The following is a 22500-nucleotide window of genomic DNA, read 5'->3' on the forward strand; positions in this document are numbered from 1 at the left end:
CACCGATATAGCAGGCGTCGAAGGTGAAACCGGCCGAGCTGCCTGCCTTCCAGGTCACGCGAACCTTCGAGCCGCCGCCGTTGGAAAGCGCGGCGGCGTTCACCCTCATGCGAAGCGTGTACCCGTTCCAACTGGCGTTGTTGCCGGTTGGGTTTGCCTGGGCGTTCGTCTGCCATGTTGCGGAATTGTGAGTTGGGGAGAACATTGGCATCAGCATCATTCCACCTCTAAATCGCATTCTTCTTCGTCCTGTTTGTTCAGATGAAACTCTTGCGGCGCATCGACCTGCAGCCAGGCGCGCACGCCGTCCCATGATGTGAGATCGAAGCGGTCGGCGCCGATGGTGACGCTTTCGATCCTCGGGAAAAAGCCGATCTCTGGAACGGGCATCAGGTTGCCTCCAGCGGCATGTCGCGGGGCACCGGACCCTGTTCGTGAGGCCCGCGGCCGGGCTCCAGGAGCGAGCCGAAATGCGTTGGTGAGCGCCAATACTGTGAGTCGAGTGAGCCGACGCAGGCATCGATGTAGGCCATGTCGAACAGAGGCCTCGACCTCCTGTCCTCAGCAGCAAGCTGATGCCGTGCCTTCAGTTTTGCCGCGGCAAGCAACCGGCTTTCTGGTGACCATGTAGGATCGGCGCAAATCTCGACCAGCAAGGTGATGTCGTGAAGGTCGAACACGCTGTCGATCTCTCGTCGCACCAGGGCGAGCCTCGTCTCGTCCTGGCAATCGTGCAGGCCGACACCCTTGTGCTCGGCAACGATCGGAATCTTGGCGTTCTCGCCGCCCGTTCTCATCGCTTGCCGCCCCTCAAAAGTGTCAACGCGCGCTCGGAGATCCGATCATTTTCGGACCCGTCGCCGCCGTCTTTCTTGCGGCCGCCCTGTGCCAGCAAGGCCTTTGCGGCCGCCAAACGTGCCGACGCCGGTGCTGACGTGTCGCTTGCGATCTGCTTAAGCACGATCAACGGGTCGACAGCATCGATGTCCACGCCCTTAAGCGCCCTTGCCGATGCATTCGCTCGTGTTGGTCGGCCCCGTTTTGCCATTGAAAATTCACCCTTCCTGATTTTCTAGACATTCACCGGCGCGCGCACGTGGAGTCTCCGTGACCCCGGAGCGGTTCCGGGGTCCGTTCGGGGCTGTCGTCTCGACCTCCCCCCGGAGGGGTCTTGATGTGATGGTCATTGCCGACGCATCTCCTCAGGCATGAGGCTCTGCTCGGGGACACCGTGCCAGCGCTGCACCGCAGCCCAGAGCAACAGCGTCTCTCGATCATCGGGAAGGCGATCTTCAGATTTGTGGAAGAGCAGCATGCTTTCGCGCATGGTCGCCCGCAGCACATCGTTGCTGAAGTTCCAGTGCGGACCCTTGCCGGTGAGGTGGAAGCTCTCGATGATGTTCGGATTGATGCTTGGTCTGTTGTTGTCGCTGGCTGCTTCGGTCATGGTCTTCCGTCCTTGCCCTTCTTCACACAGAGCTTCCATCCTGCTGTTCCGTCGCCAGGTATCAGGCCGTTGGAAACGATCTCCGCGTGCCACATCGAGCCGTCATGAGTGACCAAATTTCCGCGCCGGTATTCCTCGTTGGACCTCCAAACGCCTCGATATTCGACTGATGGCTTGTTCTCGAGTTCGGCGACGCGCGCCTCTAGCTCCTTCACGCGCTCACTGATCCAGACATGCATCCCGAGATGTTCCCCGGCTACATCCATCAGGAGATCGATCGAAGTCCTGCCGGCAGGATCGACGTCACGCCTTTGCATCGCGATCTTTGCTTGATCGATGTGGTACTCCAGAAATGCCATGAAGGCGGCGTCCAACGCTGCCTTGTCGCCCCGTTGGCGCGCCCCGATCGGGTATGTGGGCGCGGGAACGTTCTTGATGTCCCACTTCTTTTTGGAGTGCGTTGGCGATGCCGCGACGACAGGTGTCTTGGGGGCAAGCTCGCCGAGCTCGACCTCGAAACGCTTTTGCTGCATCTGGTCGAAGTGACCGCGCAGCACCCGGATCTGCTGGTTGAGCCGATCTTGCTTCTCCTGGCTTTGGTCGAACGCATGCAGTGCTTGGTCAGCCTTGACCGCTGCGGCCTTCTCGCCGATCGCCTTCTCAAGACGGTCGATCTCCATGTCGATCTTATGCAGCGCCGCCTGGCGCGGATCACCGATGACAGGCTTGCGGGTTGCCATGGCGTCAGATCTTCTCGCCATAGGTGCGGAAATAGGCCCGCTTCATCTTGGCTACCATGGGGCTGTTGTGCTCGTTGAAGCCGGCGCGATCGAAATTGCGAATCTTTTGGCGGGCTGCGTATTTCTCTCCCCAGTCGATGACCGGCTTTCGTGCCTGCTGACCGTCGAGCCGCACAACGCGAACCTGCTTTGGCTTGTGTCCGATCATGCTCTGGCTCCTTTGCCGGCGGTCATTTTGGCGATGGTGGTGACGGCGACCGATTCGATCAGCCGCTTAGCGGCCGCTGCGTCGCTGATCAGCCCGGGCATCTCGACGCGTTGTTCGCGGGCTTCGGCGCTGAGGGCGCCGGCGATGTCGAGCAATTCAAAAACCTGATCGATGTGGCGATTGATGAGTGCGCCAAGGCTCTCGATGTCGGCGGCTAGGCTCATTCGAACGTGCTCTCGAAACGCGGTCTTCTGCATGTCGAATTCGGCGCGTGCTTCGCGGTCGTGAACCTGGGCTGCGGTGATCTTGGCTTCCAGATCATCGAGCATGGCGCGCAAGGTGTGATCCGGAAGCTTTTCGCGGCCAATATTCTCGACGCCGGCTTCGATCTTCAGCGTTTCACGACGTTCAGTCAGGCGACGCAGATCGGACGACGCCCTGCGGGAAACCTGTTCGGCGGCGAGGTATTCAGCACTCGGGCGCGGAAGCTTCAGCGCTCGCCTGAAGTGTGACGCGTCGGGTTGTTTGGCAGATTTGAGACGGGCGAGCATGCAGCGCTCCGGTGAGAGGAAATTTCCTGTGCGCCCCGAATCTAGCTCAGGTGCGCCAGGCGTAACCGGCGGGCGCTGTTACGCTTAGGCGAACTTGTCAGCGAACTGCCGGCACATGAGCGCAAAGGCCGCGCGTACCTTTGCCGGGTCGTGTTCGTCCTGCGGGTTAAGGTGGTTGGTCTCGACTAAGGCATCGCGCATCGGCCGATCGATCACGACGTCGGTTCGGATTGCTTCGACGCGTCCGACCTCAGCCCTGTGGGAATTCACCCGGCAGTATGCGCTGCAGAAGCGAGCGTCGGTCCGCTTACCCTCAAGGCTTCGGCTGCAATGCTCGCACAGACGGTCGGGCGTGCTCATGCGTCACCGCCACGCCGTGGCAGGCGGAACCAAAGCGGTCGCGCCATGTTTACCCCGTGAGGGCAACACATGGAGTATTCGAAATGAAACTCATGATTCTGAGTGCGTTGGCGCTTTGCTTGGCCGCGCCTGCCGTAGCTTCGGCAGATGATGCCATCGTCATCCAGACCCACCGACATCACCGCCATCATTGGAACGACTATGGCGACGGTATGTATCGGGACGGACAGCGTCTCCATCACCGCCACCATGGCGAGCAGGCCTTTTACGACAATGGCCAGCGTGCCTGGGGCCATCGTGCCTGGCAGCGCCGGCATCACGGCGGCCGCGATGCAGTCATCATCACGGGCTCGATCGACCGTCCGATGCATCGGCATCGCCACGTCATCATCCAGCAGGACGACAACAACAACGACTACTGATCTTAGCCCTATGGCCCGGCTGCTCGATCGCGAGAGCCGGGCCGATTGGCTGAGGGAGTTTGCGCTATGACCCCGAACATGAACCCCGAAACTGCCAGAAGTGCCCCGGTTTACCGCGCCGCAAGACTCGACTTGCTGCGGCAGAATTTGTTGCGCACGTTCGAGAGCACCGACGCTGCGGCCGAGAAGGTCGAGAACGCGCTGGCCACGTTCGCGGAAGCAAGCGCGACTACGGACAAGCTTGATCGCCAGCCGATCGTCAACAACTGGCCGACACGCAAAATCCGTCCGCATACGCCGCGACCGCCAGAGCCGCGGTGTAGCAACATGTAGGACGGTCATTCGTCTCGACCTTCCGACCATGTCACGCAGCTCAAACCAGCACAGCGAGGTTGTTTCGTGATCCCGAACCAGACTGAACTGATCGATTTCGCCAATCCGCCTGCTTCGAGAGCCTTTGAAAGAGGCGTCGTCGCCGCTCGCATGGGGATGGAAAGGGACGACAACCCCTATCCGTTCGGGACGGATGACCACATCGAATGGATCGACGGTTATAAGTCCTCGGTCGAAGTAGGTCAGACGATGGATCTCGACTGAGTTCCAAGCGGCGCTGCGATAGGCCGGCGTCATGCAGCGTCCCCACCGTCCGCGATGAACCTGCTTATGATCAAATCCGCGACCGCACTGTCAGCCTCAGCCTTCGACGCGAACAGGGACTTCGCCCGCCAGGCGCCGCCCTCGAAACTCTGCAGTTCGAACATGTCCCGCACTCGGGTCGACCTCACGGCGCGCACCCTGAAGCGGCTTGTCGATCGGCTCGGCGCGGGGAACGGGATGACGTTGGTCATATCCCCTTGGCCTCCGCGTAGGTGGTGCCGAGCTTTCCCTCTTTCTCAAGGAACGCTTTGGCCTCCGCCATGGGCATGGTCATGATATTGGGAGGTGTCGCTCGCGCGCGCGCAGGCGCCAAGCTTTCTTCCCTTTCCAGAGCGGAATTATCCTGTTCCTGTTCCTGCTCCTGCTCCTGCTCCTGTATAGGCAAAGTCTTCGGGGCACCTTTCCGAAAGGCTTCCGGCAAGGCTTTACCGAAGCCTTTAGACATGCCTTCCGCAAAGGCTTTAGCCGTTTGAATTACCTCGCTTTTTAGGTCGCATTCAGGGAGCATGTCCAAGCACGATTCCCATGCTCGGACGACATTGGGCGAGACCGGCGGGTTGTATTTGATGAAGTTGGGAAGGGCGACGAGGTGAACCCTTTCGTCATGCTTCGCCATACCCTTCCCGCATATCTTCGCGAAGGCTTCCCGGAAGTCTTCCACCGACCAGCCGAGCTCCTCAGCGAGGCCTGACGGCGTGGCGCGCATGGCGCCGAGCGGCGTCATTCCTGGGTGAGTGAGCAGCATGAAAAACGCCAGTTTGCCTTTGTCGTCGAGGGACTGGAATTTGGCGTCGTTCCAGATGCGCACGTCGATCTTGCGATATCGGCTCATCCGGCCCTCGCTTTGATCAGGTGACTTTGCCGGATCGCCGCGTACGCCTCGACGGGGGTCAGGTTGAACATTTCCCGCATCGCTGGCACGAGCGGTGCGGGCCGCTGCCGTGGTGGCGTTGTGGCAAGCCATTCAGCAGCCTGGTCGATCGCGGCCGAATGCTCATGCTCGGGCGCCGTGAGGTCGGCGGCGGTCATTGAGCCACGTCGTCCCGCTTGTCGACGCGCGTCTTGATCCACGCATCAAGTTCCGATTCGACAAATGCGCGACGGCGCGGCGACAAATAGACCGGCTTTGGAAACCGCTCTTCCTTGATCATCCGGTCGATGTAGTTTCGGGAGTAGACGATCCCCTTGGAGGGGAGTTCGCTGAAAGCGATCAGAGTTTGCATTTGAGTGCCTTACGTTGCTAACGAAGGCTTCCGATCATATGCATTTCCGCCTTGGAAAATACACCGCTTTGAGGGAATTTGTCGGGAACAAAGCTGGACATTGCTTTGCACGCGTTCGGCGCTGTCAAATCAGGACAGTCTCGCCTTCGCCTCGTCTCTGTAGGCAATGACGCGGGCTTCTATGGAAGCTCTCGATAGCGCTTTCTCCATGAACAAAATTATCGCCCTTTCGATGAAATTCATTGCCGGGCTGCCGGCACTGGCAGAAATTCGGACGTGCGCTACGGGTATCTTGAACGCCATGCACCAAAGGCGCGTCAGGCCTCTTACGAGCCCATCGATTTCCGGTTGTTCATTTTTCACAGGGCGGCCTTCCAACCATTTTTCCATCCCATCGGCCATATCGGTCGCGCTCGCAAGCAGACGTTGGAGCACCCGTTTTGCGGTGCCGACGTCACCGGCAGTGAATTCAGCAGGAACGAGGCACGCCTCTAATTCCTCGTCGGACATGGGGATCTGGGGTTCGTCGTCCCAACTATCTGGCAGACGCGCGCCCTCGCCAAACGTCGTAGAGCTAGATAGCTCAAGCTGTTGGCTATCCAAATACTGGATGGTGGACAACACCGCTACCTGGAGCCTTTTCCACCCATCGACATTGGCTTGATGCCTGTCCTTCTTTCGCCTCTCAGCCGACCAGTGAAAGCTGTTTGCGATATCGTGCAGCTTGTCTCTCAACCAATTTTCATGGGGCAACGAAAACCCTTGAGCTTCCAGCATCGACAGGATCTCCCGTTCGGCCTGCTCTGAGAAATCGTATTGATAGTTAAAGTCGAGAGTCATTGTCCGGCCGCCTTGATCTGGATGACATTGCTGGCCTTCTCGCGGCCCGTAAGCGTCACAAGGGCGCCCTCCCAGCGCGTCAGGGCATCCCGCTTGACTTTGAGCCGGTCAGATTGGTTGTACGTCCTGACAAGCGCTGTAGGCACATGCCCAATGACTGCCTCGGCCACCTCGTCCATGACGTCGAGCTCGGACAACCGGGTTCGAACCGTTCGGCGGATGTCGTGGTTGACCCATGCCGGCAGTTTTCCCTCAGGGTCGCTCTCCTTCAGAGCCGCGAGCATGGCGGCATCGATCCGCAGCTTGACCTTATGGCCGATCGTCACCGCCCCCTCGCCGTCGAGCGAGAAGAGCCAGTTGCATTTCTTGAACTTCGGCAACTTACCGATGATCTCGATTGCGTCCTCGGTGAGAGGCACGACATGATCGCGGCCGGATTTGAAGCGCGCCGCCGGCACGGTCAAGGTTTTGCGGTCGAGATCGATTTCGGACCATGAGGCTTGCGCAATATCATTCAGGCGCTGCCCAGTCAGCAGCAACAGACGATAGACGGCGCTGTAGACGTCGCCAGCAGCCGTGGCGGTCCACAGGGCTCCTATCTCGGCATCGGAGAGAACGCGGTCCCTGGATGTCTTCTCGCCAATCGTGGTGCGCACCTTTTTTGCACGAAAGGGCGAGGCGGCAATCAGATCGTCATCCACACACCAGTTGAAGAACGTCCCGATCTTCTGAGCCATGTTGAGGGCCTGCCGGGTCGCACCGCGCTTGCTGATCTTCTCAAGCACCGCCATCACATCAGCGCTCTGAATGTCTCCCACGGCCTTCCCTCGCCACGCTGGCAGGCATTCGCGCTTGAAGTCGTTGCGGTCTTCCTCAACCTTGCGAATTCCGTCCCGGCGCCGAGCGGCAATGTAGCGGACAAGAACGCGCTCGAACTGCTTGCGACGACGATCTGCGGCACCCCTCACCCGCTCACGCTTTTCGGACTCTGCCTTCTCTTTGGCTTCGGCCTCCTGCTCCTTCGGATCAATGCCCCGCGAAATGAGCGCCGCCCATTCCCTCGCCTTAGTGCGGGCTCCGTCGAGCGACATGAGGTCGTATTCCCCGAGCGCCCTACGTGCCGGCTGCTTGGCCCCGCCAAAGCGTGCGACGTAGATAAAGCTGACTTGCCCGGCCTTCAGCTTCGAACCGTTGAGCGGTGCCTTGTCGGTGACGCGAACGCCCATGCTAGGGACTTGGGCATCCATGATCACATACCGCTCGCCATGCTTGGCGGGCTTCAAAGCCTTCAGGCGGTTGTCGGTCAGGTTCTCGCGGGGCATTAGGGCTCTCCGGGCAACGTTGGGGCAACACGTCTTAACTGCTGCCTATGTTGCCCTAGTGTGCGCTAATGTGCAAGGGGCATCGCATCATTGTTGAAAACAAAGGGATTTTCAGATCCTGATCAACCGGTAATTGGCGCTGGTTGGCTATCAGTAGAGCGGCTGTTAACCGGTTGGTCGCTGGTTCGAATCCGGCCCGGGGAGCCAACTTTTCCAAGCACTTACCGAATCTGCAAAATCGCCATTTTTGGCGATAGGTACGGTATAGGTACGCAACTCGACTTCGCTAGGCGCTGAAGGAGAGAACGTCCATGGACTATGTTTTTGATGAACTGATTGGCCTGCTGCGAGCCCAGCCGACATGGAATTGGCGCCCAACTGCGATGGCCTGGGCGTTTCGCTTGGCAGGAAACGTGACGATCGGCGTCGGGATAGCAGTCGGCCGCGCCCTCGCCGGCTGATTGCGGTGCCAAACCTTTCCTGCAACTATCGGCAGGCCCGCGCGACAAAAGGGGGTGGGGCAGTGAAATCTCTCATCTACTGGTTGGTCAGCGTGGACTGGCTCAACGTCGCCGGCGTATTCGCGACGGTGATGGCCCTTGGACTGTCGCTGCATTTCTGGCGACGTCAGTTTCGCCCAATCATCACGGCGATGGTTGAGACGCACCACGGCGGCAACGAGGCTATCGCGTACGACCTGGTAATCCTTAACTCCGGATCGATCCCGGCAAAGAATATCAAGCTATTCATTAGCGATCAGAAAGCGCTTGAGGCGGCGCTTGGTGCCGGAGCCAACGACGAGAACAAGGGCCTTTAGTTGGCTTGTTTCGAGCCTTCCAGGGTGATCCGTCTCCTCGACAACGGTGCTCGGACGTCCTTTTCTTTTGGTCTAACCCATAGAGATCTGCGTCAAAGCTTTTGGATCGCGCAGGCCGAGTTTCCGATTCAGATCGAATATGAAGGTTGGTTCGGAAAAAAATATCAAAGAGAGGTGAACGTCTTGCAGATCGCCGGTTCTAACAGTTTTACAGGCGGTATGTGGGGACCACCCAAAACACTCGCAGTAAGTCGGCGGAGCCAATAATAAAAAGCCCGCCACCTTAGGGCAGCGGGCTGGCCGCGTCGCTGGATAAAGAAAGGCCCGGAAGCCGAAGCCGCAGTCAATTATAGCCAGTTTGAAACCACGGACTGGTGTCATCATACCCTAAGCGCGGATTATAATGATCCAGGAAGTTTGCCCCATTTGGCTGTCGCGCAACCACGGTGCCTGTCGATTTACAATCCAGTTTCGGGGTCGGCTTGCTGCCAGCCTTCATATGAGGTGTAGAACACGAGGTTGCAGCCTGATGAGCTGTGGCCACTTTTTTCTTCTCTTTCGCAACAGCTGCTCCGGTGGCGGCCAATACCATTGCTACGCCAAAGACAATGAGTTTCATTGAAACGCCCTTCAACCCTTGTACAATCCGATATGATTGCGCCCAGTTAACGTAACGTCAAATCACCTTTTGTCGGCAACGACGGCGAACAGTGCCAGTAAAAAGAGCCCGCCACCGAAGCAGCGGGCCAATTCGAAACTTGGTTTCGGTTTCAGTAGAAGTCGGGCTGCTCCCGCTCATCGTCGCCTTCGCGATCGTCTGCCGGTTCGCAAAGCATGACGCCTTTGCCGTGATTCTCGCACCAGCCGAGCAGCGGCTCGCTTTCGGGGTGGTTCCAGGTGTTCTGATCGACGATGACTGCCTTGCGCTGGTCGACATGTTCCGTCCAGCCAGGTTCATACTCGTCATCGTCCCAGCCGTCGTGCGGTTCGTCCAGCACGTCGCCTCCATGCTCATTCTCGGCCTCGCAATCGTCATGGCTTGTGCCGTGAACAAACAGGGGATTCACTACGAAACCGGTCCGATCAAGAATCTTCGGATGGACGCGATTTTTGACAACCTTGCCAGTGCCAGCGGCCCGCTGCCAGGGCACGGCAACGGGCCTTTGACACAAGCCGGACATGGACTTTGGACAGGCATCCGGCCGGCATTTTCAACGAGAGATGCGAAATTTTGTTCCCGCGCTTCTCGCATTTTACCACCATTGCCTGTCGTGATTGCGGCGCTACCTCACTGGGCGTAGGATCGCCCTGGGGAGAGGCAAAATGTCTGTTATTTGGGCAGGTGGAACAGCCATCGTCGTTTTGGCGTTCATCGCGGTCGTGGCCATGGATTACATGAGCAACCGACCGAAACCACACTGAAGGCTCTAGCGCTTTTTCGGCTTGGGCGTGATCTCCTCAACCCTAACCTTGTCCCCGATCTCCTTGGCTAGCGCGAACGCCTTTTCCTTGTCCTTGGTCGTTAGAACAGTGCACCAGTGCGGTTTCTCGAACACGCTGACGATGTAGGTCGTCACCGGCTTATCTGTCATCTTAAACGGCACCATCCTTAGAGTAATGGCCGGTGCAGTTGGGGCTTCTTGGGGGCATCAAACCACACCGGCCACTGCGGGCTTTTTTGGTTTGGACGTCCCCCGCGCTGCCCAAACTATGGGCACAATAGCAACTGAGCAATTAAGCCTATTGGCTGGACTAAGACTGAAGTCCCAGCCCAGCCGTCTAGCGTCGATCGAACGTAGATTTCCAGTCGCGGTTGCGCTTCGCATTGATCCCTTCGTAATCAGGAATCACAGTGAAAAATACCGGCCGGCGATCACGAGCCGGTCGATATTTCAGCTTCTCGACCTGGCCGGCTACCTTGCCACGAAGAGATTGCTCGCAATGCATTTATGGACCGGGCAATAATCTGTGTCGGTCGTCGGCACGCCTGCGCCAGTAGCCACCTCGCCAGGACCGCATTGCTTCTGCCCGCTGACATAGAGGTCGTAGCGCGTCAGGCTGAGGTTGAATATGGAGCGGTAGCGAATGACGGTGGTGCCGTCCTGCTTCAGTAGTGCCTGAACTTCGGCGCAACTCAGGCCGGCGATATCCCTGCGCTCTTGCGCTTGAGCCTGCACCACGAGGAAGAGTAACGGAATTGCAATCGCGATCGGCTTCATGGCGCCCCACCAGCGTTTTCGCCCGACCGATGGTGTAGACTTGACCAACCGATATGAAAAGCCCTCTGCCTTTGGCCTCGCCAAAGGACGCATGCGTTCTATGTCATCGATGGTCGAAAAGATCTGTTGCAGGCCATTTCTAAGCGCCGTAGACCCTAGCGCCTCTTCGTGGTTTGAGTTTGAATAAGCCTCGTCTTCACCCCCGTAGTTGATGGCCCCTTGAATAGGTGACACGATCATGAGCATGGGTTTAGACCGCCAACCGCAGGTACGCCGGACGACGCCGCCGTCGGAAAGTGTCGTTGCGGGCTGGTACGAGAACGCCAGCTTACTCGATAGCTACAGCATTGACATGAGTGCATCGGAACAGTCGAGCATGCGCGAGCTGGCGACGCGGACACTCGTCAATCCACCGGCGTGGCAAAAGGCATTGATCGCGCTGCGCGACGCCATGGTTACGCCCTTTGGCATCAAAACCTCCGGTACGGTCAGGACGTCCCGGGACAGCCATCAACGGGTGGACTTCTTCCCGGTGCACTGGGAGGGCAAGGACGAAATTGTGCTCGGAACGGATGACCGACACCTGGACTTCCGGCTATCTCTGCTCCGACGCCATTCTCCAATAGGCACGTTGCTCATCGCAACAACCGTTGTGCATACCCACAATGCCTTGGGCTTCACCTATCTCAACGCGATCAGGCCTTTTCATCACCTCGTGGTCAGGGCCAACCTGGCACGCTGCGCACTGAGGAAGTCCGCGCCCCTGGCGTAGCGCCTCAGATGTTCCTCTCGATATGAGCCTCGATCGGATTTGGGCGCCGTAGCTCAAATCTCTTAGCTGCCATAAATGTCAGCACGATAGCGGCAGCTATAGTTGCAATGACGGTGGTGGTAAGGGCTAGACTTCTCACCATCTTCACTCAACAAAGCCTACCGCTGTTTCACCTTCGGCGTTATCTCTTCGATCCTGACCTTGTCGCCGATCTCCTTCGCCATGGCCAAAGGTTTGGCTTTGTCCTTGGTTGTCAGCACCGTGCGCCAATGCGGTTTCTCGAAGACGCTCACAACGTAGGTTGTTACGGGCTTATCAGGCATCGCTAAAATATAGCCTACCTGTCGGTGGCGTCTAGCACGGCGCTTGGTTTGCTTCACGCGGGCGTCACAATAGCGATGCAGATTAGTAAGCGCTGAAGGGGGTTCGATCGATCCCTCCCCCCTTCGGGGTTCCCAATCGATCCTCCCAAGGCCCGGCTTCAAACCGGGCTTTCTTTTTAGCTCTCTAGCTGCCGTTAATACGCTCGGCAATGGCGAACGCCTGTAGGTTCTTTGCCTTGCCGTGGTCCTCGTCTGCATGGGCAATGATCGAGAAGAATGCGGCCCTGGCGATATCCTTCTTCGAGGCTTTTGGGTGCTCTTTCCGAGCCGCTTTGACCAATTGCTTCGGTGTCATTTCTGGCGTGACGATCCGCATGAGGGTGTCGCCTATCGCCTGCATCTCTTCCGTGTCCATGATCGGAACCCCCAACTAACCCACCAGGCGGGAACATAGCAGGGCGGTTGGGACGCTGCCACCAAACTTGCAGGCAAAAGAGCCCGCCACCTTTCGGCAGCGGGCCAGGGTCTTATGGAGTGCTGGGGATCAAGCCAGCATAGGGCAAACGAGCGCGTAAGCCCGGAGGTTCCGCGATCAAACCATAGGCGTCTGAGGGTGTCGGCGCCCGGCCGCGTCTTGTTAGGGAAATGGCCGGTGCGGTTGGGCTCTTTGGGGTGGCGGACCACACCGGCCAATGCGGGTTTTTGGTTTGGACGTCCCCCACGCTGCCTAAACTATGGGCACAATAGCAACCGAGCAATTAAGCCTATTGGCTGGACTAAGACTGAAGTCCCAGCCCAGCCGTCTAGCGTCGATCGAACGTAGATTTCCAGTCGCGGTTGCGCTTCGCATTGATTCCTTCGTAGTCAGGAACCACAGTGAAAAACACCGGCCGGCGGTCTGGGCCTGCAGCCTTTGCACGACGATCAGCCAACGAGCCTCCGCAACGGAGGCTATTCCTGATCCCGATAGCTGGCAGGCTCGCCTTGCAGTCGACTGCGCGCTGCGCGATGCTGACCCTTGGTGAAAAGGGAGGGGATCTTGCGCGCATTCAACAAAAAGGAAGCCATTAAAAGGGACGACGAATGGCTGCTTTCCACGATCTTTAAGATCAGCGATCCTAACGATCCGACACCATTCTTACAGAGCTTCTGCAATGCACTGCCGGAACGACCATTAATCACAGAAATTAGGGAAGCTGAAGCTTTGCTCAACATGCGAGGCAATAAGGTGAAGAGCTATTGCCTTGAAACCGCGATTGGTCGGTTGCGAGCAGTCAAGATGTCTGAGGGTATGGTTCTTGCGCCATTCGAAGACATCGACATATCCACACCAAAAGGTAGATTTGCTTTCCTGAAGACTGCTAGTGCATGCATTCCAATCGAGTGGGAGCGGAGTATGGAGCATATCGGGTACGCAGAGTACGCCGGGACCGTTGGAGCCGAGATGCTTCGAGAAATATCGAAGCCGAAACCGATTAATTTTCACGCAAGGTTCACCCACCCGAGTATGGGGCTCAAGGAGCCTGAAGGTTATTGCTTTCTGTTTCGACTAGAAGATCAGTCCGAGCTCTTTCTAATGATATCTGACAACGGCGCTATCCTAACGGCGCCCGAACCGCCCTTTCAAATCATTGCCGGCAGGTCGAAAGAGGAAACAGAAACAGCACTGGCGGATTTTCGTGCCAGAAATCGCGAAGAGCTCGATCCGAGGCGCGTTTTGGCTACCGCGGGAGAGGCAGTTCCGGTTTATATGCCCAAAGACTATCCTCTTATCCGGGAGCTTCCTGGCGCCGACGATATGCCTGCGACTTGGGAAGAGTGGCGCGCAAATTTAGAAGTATCGCATATAGCGAAGCAGCCTGGGTTTGCCCGCTACAACGTTCGCATCAGACCCGACCTATTCAAAGCATGGCTGGACGCCAATTCGCTTTCGGCGTCAGAGCATTCAAGGAAGCGCTACGCCCAGAATCTGTATGATGATGGGCTAGAGGCTCGACGAAATGCCTTGGAACAGGAGCGACTTGCCCGAGAAAAAGCAGATAGAATAGCTCATCCGCCATTGGTGGATAAAGTGGTAGGCTTCATGCGTGCCTTGGTCAGCTTTCGTAGGCAACCCCCTTCAAGTCGGCACTGACCCCGAACCTCACCAGCGTGCCGATCGCGACCCTAAGCGCTGCGCGTCCAGCCCGACCACGGCTCTCGACAAGCTCGCAGTCGCGCACACTGGGAGCGCAGACTGGCGGTTAGCGTGCCACCGGCTTAAGCGACGCGCGCAGATGATGTCCCGCAATGGGTCAATGCGTCTGGCACCACTATTGCATGGTCCTCGCCGGCGACGAAGAGGCGTCGTAACACTCTGCCTCGATGTCGAGGGAGGATCACTTTGTTCGTTGATTACTATGAACTTCTGGAAATCAGTCCGAACGCCAACTCGGAAACGATAGAACGGATATTTCGTTATTTTGCCATGCGCTACCATCCCGACAACCGGGATACCGGGGACGAATCCCGCTTTAGTGAAATCATAGATGCCCACAATACGCTCAAGGATCCGCTCAAGCGCGCGCAGTACGACATCGAGTATAAAGAGCATTTGAACATTCGCCGCGGGTTGAGCGAGGAAGCCAGCAACGCCAAAGGCATAGAACGGGATGCCGTCATTCAGGCCAAAGTGCTCTCGCTCCTCTATGTCAAACGCCGACAAGACGTGAACAATGCTGGTGTTGGCGATACAGAAATCGAGCGCCTGGCAGACTGCCCGCGTGAACATCTGGAGTTTCATCTTTGGTATCTAAAAGCCAAAGGCTGGATAGGAAGGATCGAAAACGGGACGTTTGCGATCACCGTGGAAGGCATCGACCGCACCCATACCGAACTTCGTCGTGAGCCCGCCACCATACTCCTGGACTTCGCAGGCTGAAGCCCTGCACAGCCTCGCCAGTTGCGTTTCCCGCCGGCCGCCGTCCTAGACCCCCGAACCACACCGCGCGTCCTGGCGCCCACCTGTGGCCGCATGCCACCGCAACCAAACCCGCTCTGCCTCTTGCCTGTAGATATGCCTCGCGTCAACAAGCAGCGACAGGTGCGAAATTACTCCCCTGACGTTCTGGGGGATATATCGGCCAAAAGAAATAGACCGCCACCAGAGGCAGCGGGCCAATGTTCTCGGCAGAGATTTTGATCAATTCATCGGCGAGCGCTATTCCCCAAGTAGCCGACGCGAGGCTTCCCGTGCTCCTGTCGCGTTCGCCATCGCCACCATCGTGTCGGCCGTGACGATGAACTCGCCACGCATATCTTCTCTTGGCATTCATAGCCGCGCTGGTAGGCGAAGTAATATACCCTGAATAGCCCGACCGAGACCTCCTCGGAGCAGCGGGTAAGTCGCGCCATCCCTCGATCGGATGAAGCGGGCTCATCTATATTAGCTAACGCTTGACGAGCCGCCGACCGCGCCAGTCAGGCGGATCAATTGGGCTCTAGTCGTCCCGGATATCGGCTTCCAGTCGCGGTTCCGCTCCCTCTGCAGGCCCCTTGGGATGCCCGGTCGCGGCTCGCCCCCTGCATTTGAGCAGATGAAGAGGCTGGCAGAGGGCAGGACTAAAGTCTTGCATGACAGACGCAAAGGTCTGGGTCAACTGCTTAAGTTCTACCAACACCCATCGGCAGTTCGGTTACTTCAGTCAATCAAGATATATACATACTCCGCAGGATCAGTTTTTAGGCGTGTTCGATCTGCATAAAGATGTCCCCCTATCGAATTCCGCCAAAACTATACGAGGATCGATCAACATCTCCCATGCATGGAATGAACATAGGTATCAGAAAAATGCGGAGAGAAGATTTATATAGCGGGGTATGCCGAAAATATACGGCAACCGAGATGAATAACGGCCACTTGACCGCGGAGAAAAATGAGGTCTATTGTCTTTCCACGGGGAAATATTTGCGGCAGGGTTGGGGGCGCTGCGATGTTTCATTTTTTGCGCGAATTCTGGAATGATCAACGCGGTATCGCGATGATCTTCGTCGCCATTATGTTTCCGGTTCTGATCGGTTTTTCCGTATTGGCGATCGATGTGGCTCGTGTCAACGGGCTCCAAAACGATCTGCAGAAGGGCATCGACGCGATGGCCATTGCCATTGCGGCGGAACTTGACGGCCGGGCGGATTCGATCACCAGAGGCAATCTGGCGGCCGCAACTCTCCTCACCAACAACACCAAGTTTTCTACGGCAGACAATCACACGCTCACTCTTGCAGACGTGAAAATCACTTACCTGACCGGAATACCTGCCAGCGATGACATCCCGTTGACCGCCGATGGCGTCGACGGCAACGGCGTCAACTGGGCAAGCACTGACCCTAAGGCGGTACAATTCGCCGAAGTGACGGTGAATGCCTCTGGTCTGGCGGATGGTGCCGGTGCCTTCGAGACGATCTTCCCTGCAAGCTTCATCGGCAGCGCCGACAAGATCGATATTCAGCCCCAGGCCGTGGCCGGGTTCGTCCAGTCTATCTGCGAAACCGTGCCGATTTTCATGTGCAACCCGTTCGAAACGACGACGCCCGCGACCAGCAAAACCATCCAGCAAGCGTTCGCCGCCGGCCTCACCTATAGCCGCGAATACCGCATCCTCAAGGTTGACTCGAACCCTGGTCCCGGCAACTTCGGACTAATCGACAACAACTTGACCTCGCTGCGAGATGCCCTCGCAATGGGCACCGCAGGCACTTGCTATCAACGCGATAAGCTCACCACGAAAACCGGCGTCACTTTGGGCCAGGTCAACGCTGGGCTCAACGTCCGCTTCGACATCTACAGTTCCTCGCTGAAGAAGAATGACAAGGACTGGCGATATCGGCCGGCGACCAATGTGCGCAAGGGAGTGGACAAGACCGCCAACTGCAACAAATACAAGGCAAACACAGACGGGACGGCAATGGCGCTACCGCCAGGCAATAGCTTCGATTCCGCCACAGGGATGACGAATTCGACCTGGGATCGCAGCAATTATTGGCTGATCAATCACGGTACGGCATACCCCAACGTCCCGAGCACCACCAACCCGACCGGCGCCGCTGTACCGGCTTCCAGATATGACGTCTATAAATACGAGATCGCGAACGGGCTTGTCGGGGACAAGTCCAAGGCGCCGACAAAGGAGACCGGCGTTCCAGCCTGCTTCAAAGGAGCGACGCCAACCCTGGATCCCGATCGCCGGTTGCTCAACATGGCGATCGTCAACTGCATCGCCAACCAGGCCAAGATCAATGGCCATACCCAGCTCAAGCCTGATGGCTATACCAGCGTCTTCATAAACAGCCCCATCCAGAAGCAGGATAACAGCAAGGACGATGAAGATTCTTCGGCCGGCGAGAAGCCAATCAGCCTAGAGATTGTCGACGTCGATGGAGGGTTTGCCAATAACACCCTTGTAGACAAAGCATTCCGAAACGAGGCGCAGCTCTACAGATAGGCGGGACGGGCTCCATCCGCGCCTTCGCCCTAGACTTTGCCGCAAAGCTCGCTGGTGGCCTCGCCATCGGTATCGGCATTGCTATAGGGCACCCACTGGCCGGCTGAGTGTCGGGTCTACCGCTTCGTTCCTTCCTTAAAGCCCAGCTCTAACCTGGCGCCTTGCTGTGGCTTACCAGGCAGCGCTTTTGAACGTCGTCAAAAACACAGTCGTCGCAAGTTGTGCAAATAACGGGATATATCTTCCACCAAAGGGCTATTTCTATAGTTAAGTCGCCAAAATTCCACGCAAAATCATCTGGTTAGCTCGATCATCCAAGCGCTTTCGGAGGTCATTCCAGTTAATGGTGCGTTAAAATCCCTTTGACTCCAGCACTTCTTCAGCGGTAGCTAAATAACCCTCGACGGGGCTTTGAGCATAGGTCGGCTCCGGGGTTGAAAGTCAACAAGGGGGAAGGAACATGCGTAAGTTCATTCAGCAGTTCCGCGATGAAGAGTCCGGCGCCGCGATGGTCGAATATTCTATTCTCGTCGGTATCATCTCTGCAGTGTCGCTGCTCGCGATCCTTGCCATCGGCGGGTGGGTTGGTGATCAGTTCACCGGTCTCTGCGCCAACCTCAACACCAAGGGCGTCACTGCTGGTGGCGGTACTGGCGGCGATTGCACGCCGTAGTGACTACGCGCGCCGCCGTCCGATTGAACCCGAGCGGCGCACTCCAACTTGGGTCGGTGCGAGCGAATCGCCAGATAGCCAGATAGGTTGGCCTTGGCGTTCGATGAGAACGCTGTTCATTAGCAGTGTCTAAAGGTTTTCGATGTAAATTGGGCGCATGGACAATCTGCTAGACGACCTTGAGCATATTCTGACCGCCCCGCGAAGAAGTCTGCAGGACCGTTTTTGGGGACTGTTTCTTCTGGCGGCTGTGGCCGGTGCAATCGCTACTACCACCATGGTCGAGGTACGATTGTGGCTCCAGCCAAAAGCGGAATCTATCGTCATCGAGGACGCCACCACTTCACAGCCGAACTTACCGAAGCCTGCGGATTATCGGACATGGCGTAGGGCGTAGCAGTTCTCAAGTCAGCCGTAACCTTCAGCCTATGCTTTTTTGCCGCGGCGTGACGGCCGTGTCGATCTTCGCGAGGCCATAACTGACGTTGCCGCCGCCTGACGAATAGCTGGAGACGTTCACTATCGCTGCTTCGCTGACGCCGCTCTTGTAGTAGCCATTCCAAGGGGCACCGGGGCTGCTGTCGATCTCAACGGCAGACGTTGCGCTGGTGGTTTTTCTATGACTTCCGACGGCCACTCGGTTCCCCCAAGTCCCTCAAGCGAGAGGTTGCCACGTTCTTCAGGAAGTGATCGACGCCGATACTCTTGTTGTCGAAGCTGAACGGCAATGCGGCAACCTGGCCGTACGGGTTCGACATACCGAGATGGAACGACCGCGGTTCGCTGGTTTTGAGCGCGGTCTGGCAATTGCCGGTCTTTTTATTGCTAGCATCGGCGTCACGGCAACTGTGGTTCAGGCGTGGGCCGCCGTTGCTTCTTTGCCCTAGTCCGACCCGGTTGAGCGTTTCCCCTCTACATCGCCGCCATCACCGCCTCGATGCTCGCTAGCGCCGCCTGGCGCTATTGGCAGCGCGACATGATCGGCATGGCCGCTTGCCTGCTGATGGCCGCCCGGGGGGCCACATCCGTTTTCCGGTTAGGTCGAGTGAACCAGGCCTTCAATCTAAAATGAGCGACTGCTAACATGGCTACGACTTACGCCCTGCACGATCCAAATTCAGCAAGTCGGGACCATCGACGGTCGTCAATCCAGCGGCGGGAACGAAGTGCCTCAGTCACGAGCCAAGCACGACGAGCCAATCTGGGTACCACGTCTGCTCGACGTTGGGCTAAGACGCAAGCCAGATGATCTGGCACTTGTTAGCCCCGAGGGCAGCTTGAGCTGGCAAGAACTCGAGCACGCCAGCAAACGCTATTCCGCTGGCTTGCTGGCCTATGGGCTGAAGCCGGGCGATAGAATTGCGTCGCTCATGCCCAATAGCGCTGCGCTGATGATTCACTACCTGGGCTGCTTCAAATCGGGGATCGTGGCAGTACCCTTGAACTACAGATACACGCCTCCCGAGATCGATCATGGACTCAAGACGAGCGGCGCTCGGGCGCTATTGGCCCATGTTGACCGTCAGGAAGACATCGCTTCCAGTGTCGCGCGTGACTTGCCACTTGGGGTCATCAACTACGGCACCGAGCACGATCGCCATTCAAACTTCGCGACGCTCTTGGAGAGCCCGATCGCGCCCGAAAATTCGCCTATGCCTGGGCCTTCTGATCCTGCGGTTATCTTTTTCACTTCGGGCAGTACCGGCCCGGCAAAGGGCGTAGCCCATAGTTTCGAAAGTTTGGGCAGTATGATTGCCAGCTTCGCACAGGGCTGCCAAACCGCGGCAGACGACATCGTTCTGCTGAGCGGATCCATGTCGCACATCGGAGCGCTCCTGGACGCTCTCATGGGACTCGCAGCCGGCGCTCGTGTCGTCGTCCCGCCAAGCTTCGATGGACCCGGGCTCCYGTCGATGCTGCGCGAGCATCGCCCAACCATACTCATCGCTTTGCCCTCGGTCCTCTTCGGGTTGGTTCGGGCGAAGAATGCCAGGCGCGAAGACTTTTCGTCATTCAGACTGCTCTGTGCCGGCGGCGATAAAGTGCCGCTCGAGCTGGCGCTCGAAGTTACTGCGCTCAGCGGCTTGTCCGTCAATGAGCTGTACGGCATGTCTGAAATTGGAGTTGCCACGATCAACCCTCCTGACGGGCTCAACAAAGCGGGTTCGATCGGGCGTCAGATTGTCGGCTACCAGATATCCATCCGCGACGATAACGGCAATGAACTGCCTCCCGGCGCTCAGGGGCGCCTTTGGATCAATTCGCCTTGCAACATGTTCGGCTATTGGGGTGATGCAGATGCAACGCGTGCCACCATCAGGGATGGCTGGCTGGACACCGGCGATGTGATGAAGATAGACGAGGACGGATACCTTTGGTTCTGCGGGCGGCGAAAACAGATCATCGTACACGATGGCTCGAACATCAGCCCGCAGGACGTCGAGGAAGCCCTTATGCGGCATCCCGCAGTGGCAATCGCCGGAGTTGTCGGGGTCCCTGACACCGTCCATGGCGAAAATGTCCACGCGTTCGTAACTTTCAAGCCAGGCGCCGCGCAGCCAGCCCCGCAGGAGCTTATCCATTTCGCTCGCGCCAGCGTTGGCTATAAGGCACCGGAGAGCGTTTTTTTGCTGGATGAGATGCCCCTCAGCGCCACGGATAAGGTTGATCGGGTGGTGTTGAAGAAGTTGGCGGAGCGCCTTCTGAAATCGGAAGCATCAACAGGGTAGGCACCAGAGGGGAGCTCGCTACTCCCTTCGGGGAGCCTGCTTGCGTTTGCGCTCGACTGGCGCGATGTTGGCCTTGGGGAAAGTGGAGGGGCAAAATGATCTCAAAATCTCGCGAGTACACAACGCCAGAAATATTAATTGCTAACACAGCTCTTATCCGATCGCTTTTTCTTATCTTAACGCACCGTGGTGTCTTGAACGATCAACTACTCGATGCGGTGTTCGCGATGACAAAGGAAGATATGAATCTCGGCGTGGGCGTGGATTCGCAGTTCACCAAGGGAGCTTGCGCCTTCGTGGACATGATGCGGGACAACATGAAGCCGAGCGCGCCCAGCCTGAAGACCAAGATGTAGGCGTGGTTCCGATCTACATCGCCGCGATCACCGCCTCGATGCTCGCTGGCGCCGCCCTGGTGAAAATCCGCTCAGCGCTTCTGTAGCCACTCCGAAAGCCCCACCACAGGTCGCTCCCGTGGCAGGTTTTTCAATCCGGGACTAATTCGGGCGGAGCTCACTCGCTAGTATCCACGGGGATAATAACCCCAAGCACTCCTGCGGTAGCATCGAACGCGCCAACGACCATGTCGCCAATAGCTACGGCAGACCCTTCTCCAACCTCTGCGGGGGTAGTAGCGGTAGTGGACCCGATCCACTTCTGCCGGCGCACCGTCGTTGTCGAAGGTCTCGGCCTCTGGCGCCTCGAGTTCATCGAGAATGCCGCTTCTGGCGCCTGGAACGCCGGCCACTGCGTCGATAGGCCGAACTGCGCTTGCAAATGCCGCTGCCCCTGCAATGCCAAACATTGCTGTCAAGAAGGATCGCCGATCCATACAAATCTCCCGCTCTCGCCTGCAGGAAGAGCAGGCATTTTCCATGCAACGCATCTAGTCAGGCGTAGTTCCCGATCACGCATTGCGGATCTTCGCGCTTCATAATCTAATCGTTTGCACGGGTAATTTTGTCGCGGTCAGCGCCCTTCGGCGTGATCTCCTCGATCCGTACCTTGTCGCCGATCTCCTTCGCCAGGGCCAAGGCCTTGTCTTTGTCCTTGGTGGTTAGCACCGTGCGCCAGTGCGGCTTCTCGAACACGCTGACCACATAGGTTGTTACAGGCCTATCACTGTGTACGAAGCAAGCCGGATCGCGCCTTAGTTGTGGTTGTCCAACAAGATGGCAAGCTTTCTGGCTGCGGCACTTTCGACAATCAGTTCCTCCAGCCACATATCGCCGACGCGCGATTTGTTGACTCCACGCCTGATTACACGGAGCGCTTCAGATATCGAAACTGCGGTGGTCTTGGCGTGATCATCAAGATACCGGCCGACTGCAATCACGGCATCTGCATCGACGTCGATGGGCAAATCTCGCATGACACCCTCCCGCTGGGCCGCTGGTGCCTCGCGAAGGAATGGCCGGCGCAGGGGATGCTTGGGGAAGCGAAGCCGCACCGGCCATCGCGATAGCGGGAAAGGCCCCCGCGCTGATAAATCTATATTGTTTTAGAAGTCTCGCAATTAAGACTGAAGTCCCTCGTTTACTGGCCCTAAAGACCGACCGTTGCGACCATGGCTTCTCGGCCGTAGGATAGTCGCGCGTGGGGAGTCGAAATGTCTGTTATTTGGGTAGGTGGAACAGCCATCGTCGTTTTGGCGTTCGTCGCGGTCGTGGCCGTGGATTACATGAGCAACCGACCGAAAACACACTGAAGCTGCTGC

Annotated in this window: 37 protein-coding genes; 14 read left to right on the forward strand and 23 right to left on the reverse strand. The window is 57.6% G+C overall.

Annotation, left to right across the window (positions count from 1 at the left end):
* The 8 genes from AC1DZP_RS17905 to AC1DZP_RS17940 form a co-directional block, all read right to left on the reverse strand.
* Positions 1-220, reverse strand: a 220-nt coding sequence (locus tag AC1DZP_RS17905; RefSeq protein ID WP_477304200.1) for a hypothetical protein, incomplete at its 3' end; no start/stop codon positions are given.
* Positions 217-390: a hypothetical protein gene (locus tag AC1DZP_RS17910; protein WP_477304202.1), complete on the reverse strand. Its 174-nt coding sequence runs from the start codon at positions 388-390 to the stop codon at positions 217-219. The genes AC1DZP_RS17910 and AC1DZP_RS17905, both read right to left, overlap by 4 nt.
* Positions 390-797: a hypothetical protein gene (locus AC1DZP_RS17915; RefSeq protein WP_477304204.1), complete on the reverse strand. Its 408-nt coding sequence runs from the start codon at positions 795-797 to the stop codon at positions 390-392. Before AC1DZP_RS17915 ends, AC1DZP_RS17910 begins: the two co-directional genes overlap by 1 nt.
* On the reverse strand, positions 794-991 hold the full coding sequence (locus AC1DZP_RS17920) for a hypothetical protein (protein WP_477228282.1): 198 nt from the start codon (positions 989-991) through the stop codon (positions 794-796). The genes AC1DZP_RS17915 and AC1DZP_RS17920 overlap by 4 nt, the downstream gene beginning before the upstream one ends.
* Positions 992-1183: 192 nt before the next feature.
* The gene (locus AC1DZP_RS17925; RefSeq protein WP_477304206.1) at positions 1184-1447 is read right to left on the reverse strand and encodes a hypothetical protein; all 264 of its coding nucleotides are present in this window, start codon (positions 1445-1447) and stop codon (positions 1184-1186) included.
* Positions 1444-2127, reverse strand: a complete 684-nt coding sequence (locus AC1DZP_RS17930; RefSeq protein WP_477304208.1) for a hypothetical protein — start codon at positions 2125-2127, stop codon at positions 1444-1446. The genes AC1DZP_RS17925 and AC1DZP_RS17930 overlap by 4 nt, the downstream gene beginning before the upstream one ends.
* A 64-nt stretch (positions 2128-2191) precedes the next feature.
* Positions 2192-2395, reverse strand: coding sequence for a hypothetical protein (locus tag AC1DZP_RS17935; RefSeq protein ID WP_477304210.1), 204 nt, complete (start codon positions 2393-2395; stop codon positions 2192-2194).
* The gene (locus AC1DZP_RS17940; protein WP_477304212.1) at positions 2392-2733 is read right to left on the reverse strand and encodes a hypothetical protein; all 342 of its coding nucleotides are present in this window, start codon (positions 2731-2733) and stop codon (positions 2392-2394) included. Before AC1DZP_RS17940 ends, AC1DZP_RS17935 begins: the two co-directional genes overlap by 4 nt.
* Positions 2734-2736: 3 nt before the next feature.
* Between AC1DZP_RS17940 and AC1DZP_RS17945 the strand changes: the two genes are divergently transcribed.
* The gene (locus AC1DZP_RS17945) at positions 2737-2907 is read left to right on the forward strand and encodes a hypothetical protein (protein WP_477304214.1); all 171 of its coding nucleotides are present in this window, start codon (positions 2737-2739) and stop codon (positions 2905-2907) included.
* A gap of 123 nt (positions 2908-3030) precedes the next feature.
* Here AC1DZP_RS17945 and AC1DZP_RS17950 read toward each other — a convergent pair whose 3' ends face one another.
* On the reverse strand, positions 3031-3306 hold the full coding sequence (locus AC1DZP_RS17950; RefSeq protein WP_477304216.1) for a hypothetical protein: 276 nt from the start codon (positions 3304-3306) through the stop codon (positions 3031-3033).
* Positions 3307-3389: 83 nt separating this feature from the next.
* On the opposite strand from AC1DZP_RS17950, the gene AC1DZP_RS17955 reads away from it, so the two are divergent.
* The 3 genes from AC1DZP_RS17955 (at position 3390) to AC1DZP_RS17965 (ending at position 4325) form a co-directional block, all read left to right on the forward strand.
* A complete protein-coding gene (locus tag AC1DZP_RS17955) occupies positions 3390-3728 on the forward strand; it encodes a hypothetical protein (RefSeq protein WP_477304218.1) in 339 nt (112 codons plus the stop codon).
* Between the two features lie 66 nt (positions 3729-3794).
* The gene (locus tag AC1DZP_RS17960) at positions 3795-4061 is read left to right on the forward strand and encodes a hypothetical protein (RefSeq protein ID WP_477228289.1); all 267 of its coding nucleotides are present in this window, start codon (positions 3795-3797) and stop codon (positions 4059-4061) included.
* Between the two features lie 66 nt (positions 4062-4127).
* On the forward strand, positions 4128-4325 hold the full coding sequence (locus AC1DZP_RS17965) for a hypothetical protein (protein ID WP_477304220.1): 198 nt from the start codon (positions 4128-4130) through the stop codon (positions 4323-4325).
* 247 nt (positions 4326-4572) lie between these two features.
* Here the strand turns inward: AC1DZP_RS17965 and AC1DZP_RS17970 are convergent, their stop codons facing one another.
* The 5 genes from AC1DZP_RS17970 to AC1DZP_RS17990 form a co-directional block, all read right to left on the reverse strand.
* Positions 4573-5217 carry a hypothetical protein gene (locus AC1DZP_RS17970; RefSeq protein WP_477304222.1) on the reverse strand — a complete coding sequence of 215 codons (645 nt, stop codon included), beginning with the start codon at positions 5215-5217 and terminating at the stop codon, positions 4573-4575.
* A complete protein-coding gene (locus AC1DZP_RS17975) occupies positions 5214-5414 on the reverse strand; it encodes a hypothetical protein (protein ID WP_477304224.1) in 201 nt (66 codons plus the stop codon). Before AC1DZP_RS17975 ends, AC1DZP_RS17970 begins: the two co-directional genes overlap by 4 nt.
* Entirely contained in the window at positions 5411-5608 is a 198-nt protein-coding gene (locus tag AC1DZP_RS17980; protein WP_477304226.1) for a helix-turn-helix transcriptional regulator, read from the reverse strand. The genes AC1DZP_RS17975 and AC1DZP_RS17980 overlap by 4 nt, the downstream gene beginning before the upstream one ends.
* 129 nt (positions 5609-5737) lie before the next feature.
* Complete coding sequence (locus tag AC1DZP_RS17985) at positions 5738-6448, reverse strand: hypothetical protein (RefSeq protein ID WP_477304228.1); 711 nt, start codon at positions 6446-6448, stop codon at positions 5738-5740.
* Positions 6445-7770 (reverse strand): tyrosine-type recombinase/integrase, encoded by a 1326-nt coding sequence (locus AC1DZP_RS17990; RefSeq protein ID WP_477304230.1) that lies wholly within the window; start codon positions 7768-7770, stop codon positions 6445-6447. The genes AC1DZP_RS17985 and AC1DZP_RS17990 overlap by 4 nt, the downstream gene beginning before the upstream one ends.
* A 311-nt stretch (positions 7771-8081) precedes the next feature.
* Here AC1DZP_RS17990 and AC1DZP_RS17995 point away from each other — a divergent pair, with 311 nt between their 5' ends.
* Both AC1DZP_RS17995 and AC1DZP_RS18000 read left to right on the forward strand, forming a co-directional pair.
* Positions 8082-8231, forward strand: coding sequence for a hypothetical protein (locus AC1DZP_RS17995; protein WP_477304232.1), 150 nt, complete (start codon positions 8082-8084; stop codon positions 8229-8231).
* Positions 8232-8293: 62 nt separating this feature from the next.
* Positions 8294-8587 (forward strand): hypothetical protein, encoded by a 294-nt coding sequence (locus AC1DZP_RS18000; RefSeq protein ID WP_477227429.1) that lies wholly within the window; start codon positions 8294-8296, stop codon positions 8585-8587.
* Between the two features lie 343 nt (positions 8588-8930).
* On the opposite strand, the gene AC1DZP_RS18005 is transcribed toward AC1DZP_RS18000, so the two are convergent.
* The gene (locus tag AC1DZP_RS18005) at positions 8931-9206 is read right to left on the reverse strand and encodes a hypothetical protein (protein WP_457154479.1); all 276 of its coding nucleotides are present in this window, start codon (positions 9204-9206) and stop codon (positions 8931-8933) included.
* Positions 9207-9357: 151 nt separating this feature from the next.
* Positions 9358-9585: a hypothetical protein gene (locus AC1DZP_RS18010; protein WP_477227430.1), complete on the reverse strand. Its 228-nt coding sequence runs from the start codon at positions 9583-9585 to the stop codon at positions 9358-9360.
* A gap of 9 nt (positions 9586-9594) precedes the next feature.
* Here AC1DZP_RS18010 and AC1DZP_RS18015 point away from each other — a divergent pair, with 9 nt between their 5' ends.
* Positions 9595-9888 carry a hypothetical protein gene (locus tag AC1DZP_RS18015; RefSeq protein ID WP_457154481.1) on the forward strand — a complete coding sequence of 98 codons (294 nt, stop codon included), beginning with the start codon at positions 9595-9597 and terminating at the stop codon, positions 9886-9888.
* Between the two features lie 126 nt (positions 9889-10014).
* Here the strand turns inward: AC1DZP_RS18015 and AC1DZP_RS18020 are convergent, their stop codons facing one another.
* Both AC1DZP_RS18020 and AC1DZP_RS18025 read right to left on the reverse strand, forming a co-directional pair.
* Positions 10015-10179: a hypothetical protein gene (locus AC1DZP_RS18020; RefSeq protein ID WP_477227431.1), complete on the reverse strand. Its 165-nt coding sequence runs from the start codon at positions 10177-10179 to the stop codon at positions 10015-10017.
* A 321-nt stretch (positions 10180-10500) separates the two neighbouring features.
* A complete protein-coding gene (locus tag AC1DZP_RS18025; RefSeq protein ID WP_477227432.1) occupies positions 10501-11052 on the reverse strand; it encodes a hypothetical protein in 552 nt (183 codons plus the stop codon).
* On the opposite strand from AC1DZP_RS18025, the gene AC1DZP_RS18030 reads away from it, so the two are divergent.
* Positions 11045-11578, forward strand: coding sequence for a DUF2867 domain-containing protein (locus AC1DZP_RS18030; RefSeq protein WP_457155318.1), 534 nt, complete (start codon positions 11045-11047; stop codon positions 11576-11578). The genes AC1DZP_RS18025 and AC1DZP_RS18030 overlap by 8 nt on opposite strands.
* A gap of 158 nt (positions 11579-11736) precedes the next feature.
* On the opposite strand, the gene AC1DZP_RS18035 is transcribed toward AC1DZP_RS18030, so the two are convergent.
* Together AC1DZP_RS18035 and AC1DZP_RS18040 are read right to left on the reverse strand one after the other, a co-directional pair.
* Complete coding sequence (locus AC1DZP_RS18035; protein WP_477227433.1) at positions 11737-11958, reverse strand: hypothetical protein; 222 nt, start codon at positions 11956-11958, stop codon at positions 11737-11739.
* 127 nt (positions 11959-12085) lie between these two features.
* A complete protein-coding gene (locus AC1DZP_RS18040; RefSeq protein WP_095087610.1) occupies positions 12086-12316 on the reverse strand; it encodes a hypothetical protein in 231 nt (76 codons plus the stop codon).
* A gap of 624 nt (positions 12317-12940) precedes the next feature.
* Here AC1DZP_RS18040 and AC1DZP_RS18045 point away from each other — a divergent pair.
* From AC1DZP_RS18045 to AC1DZP_RS18060, 4 genes are all read left to right on the forward strand, one after another.
* Entirely contained in the window at positions 12941-14035 is a 1095-nt protein-coding gene (locus AC1DZP_RS18045) for a hypothetical protein (RefSeq protein WP_477304234.1), read from the forward strand.
* A gap of 249 nt (positions 14036-14284) precedes the next feature.
* Positions 14285-14821: a DnaJ domain-containing protein gene (locus AC1DZP_RS18050; RefSeq protein WP_477304236.1), complete on the forward strand. Its 537-nt coding sequence runs from the start codon at positions 14285-14287 to the stop codon at positions 14819-14821.
* Between the two features lie 1051 nt (positions 14822-15872).
* Complete coding sequence (locus AC1DZP_RS18055; protein ID WP_477304238.1) at positions 15873-17381, forward strand: TadE/TadG family type IV pilus assembly protein; 1509 nt, start codon at positions 15873-15875, stop codon at positions 17379-17381.
* Between the two features lie 460 nt (positions 17382-17841).
* The gene (locus AC1DZP_RS18060; protein WP_477304240.1) at positions 17842-18054 is read left to right on the forward strand and encodes a Flp family type IVb pilin; all 213 of its coding nucleotides are present in this window, start codon (positions 17842-17844) and stop codon (positions 18052-18054) included.
* 421 nt (positions 18055-18475) lie between these two features.
* Here the strand turns inward: AC1DZP_RS18060 and AC1DZP_RS18065 are convergent, their stop codons facing one another.
* Positions 18476-18691, reverse strand: coding sequence for a hypothetical protein (locus tag AC1DZP_RS18065; RefSeq protein WP_477304242.1), 216 nt, complete (start codon positions 18689-18691; stop codon positions 18476-18478).
* Between the two features lie 529 nt (positions 18692-19220).
* On the opposite strand from AC1DZP_RS18065, the gene AC1DZP_RS18070 reads away from it, so the two are divergent.
* Both AC1DZP_RS18070 and AC1DZP_RS18075 read left to right on the forward strand, forming a co-directional pair.
* A complete protein-coding gene (locus AC1DZP_RS18070) occupies positions 19221-20783 on the forward strand; it encodes a class I adenylate-forming enzyme family protein (protein WP_477304244.1) in 1563 nt (520 codons plus the stop codon).
* Positions 20784-20878: 95 nt separating this feature from the next.
* Positions 20879-21139, forward strand: coding sequence for a hypothetical protein (locus AC1DZP_RS18075; protein WP_143748798.1), 261 nt, complete (start codon positions 20879-20881; stop codon positions 21137-21139).
* 582 nt (positions 21140-21721) lie between these two features.
* Here AC1DZP_RS18075 and AC1DZP_RS18080 read toward each other — a convergent pair.
* Entirely contained in the window at positions 21722-21874 is a 153-nt protein-coding gene (locus AC1DZP_RS18080; RefSeq protein ID WP_477304246.1) for a hypothetical protein, read from the reverse strand.
* A gap of 59 nt (positions 21875-21933) precedes the next feature.
* The gene (locus AC1DZP_RS18085; protein ID WP_477304248.1) at positions 21934-22155 is read right to left on the reverse strand and encodes a hypothetical protein; all 222 of its coding nucleotides are present in this window, start codon (positions 22153-22155) and stop codon (positions 21934-21936) included.
* Positions 22156-22500 lie beyond the last annotated feature (345 nt).

This window comes from Mesorhizobium sp. P2_F8, from assembly GCF_056403655.1.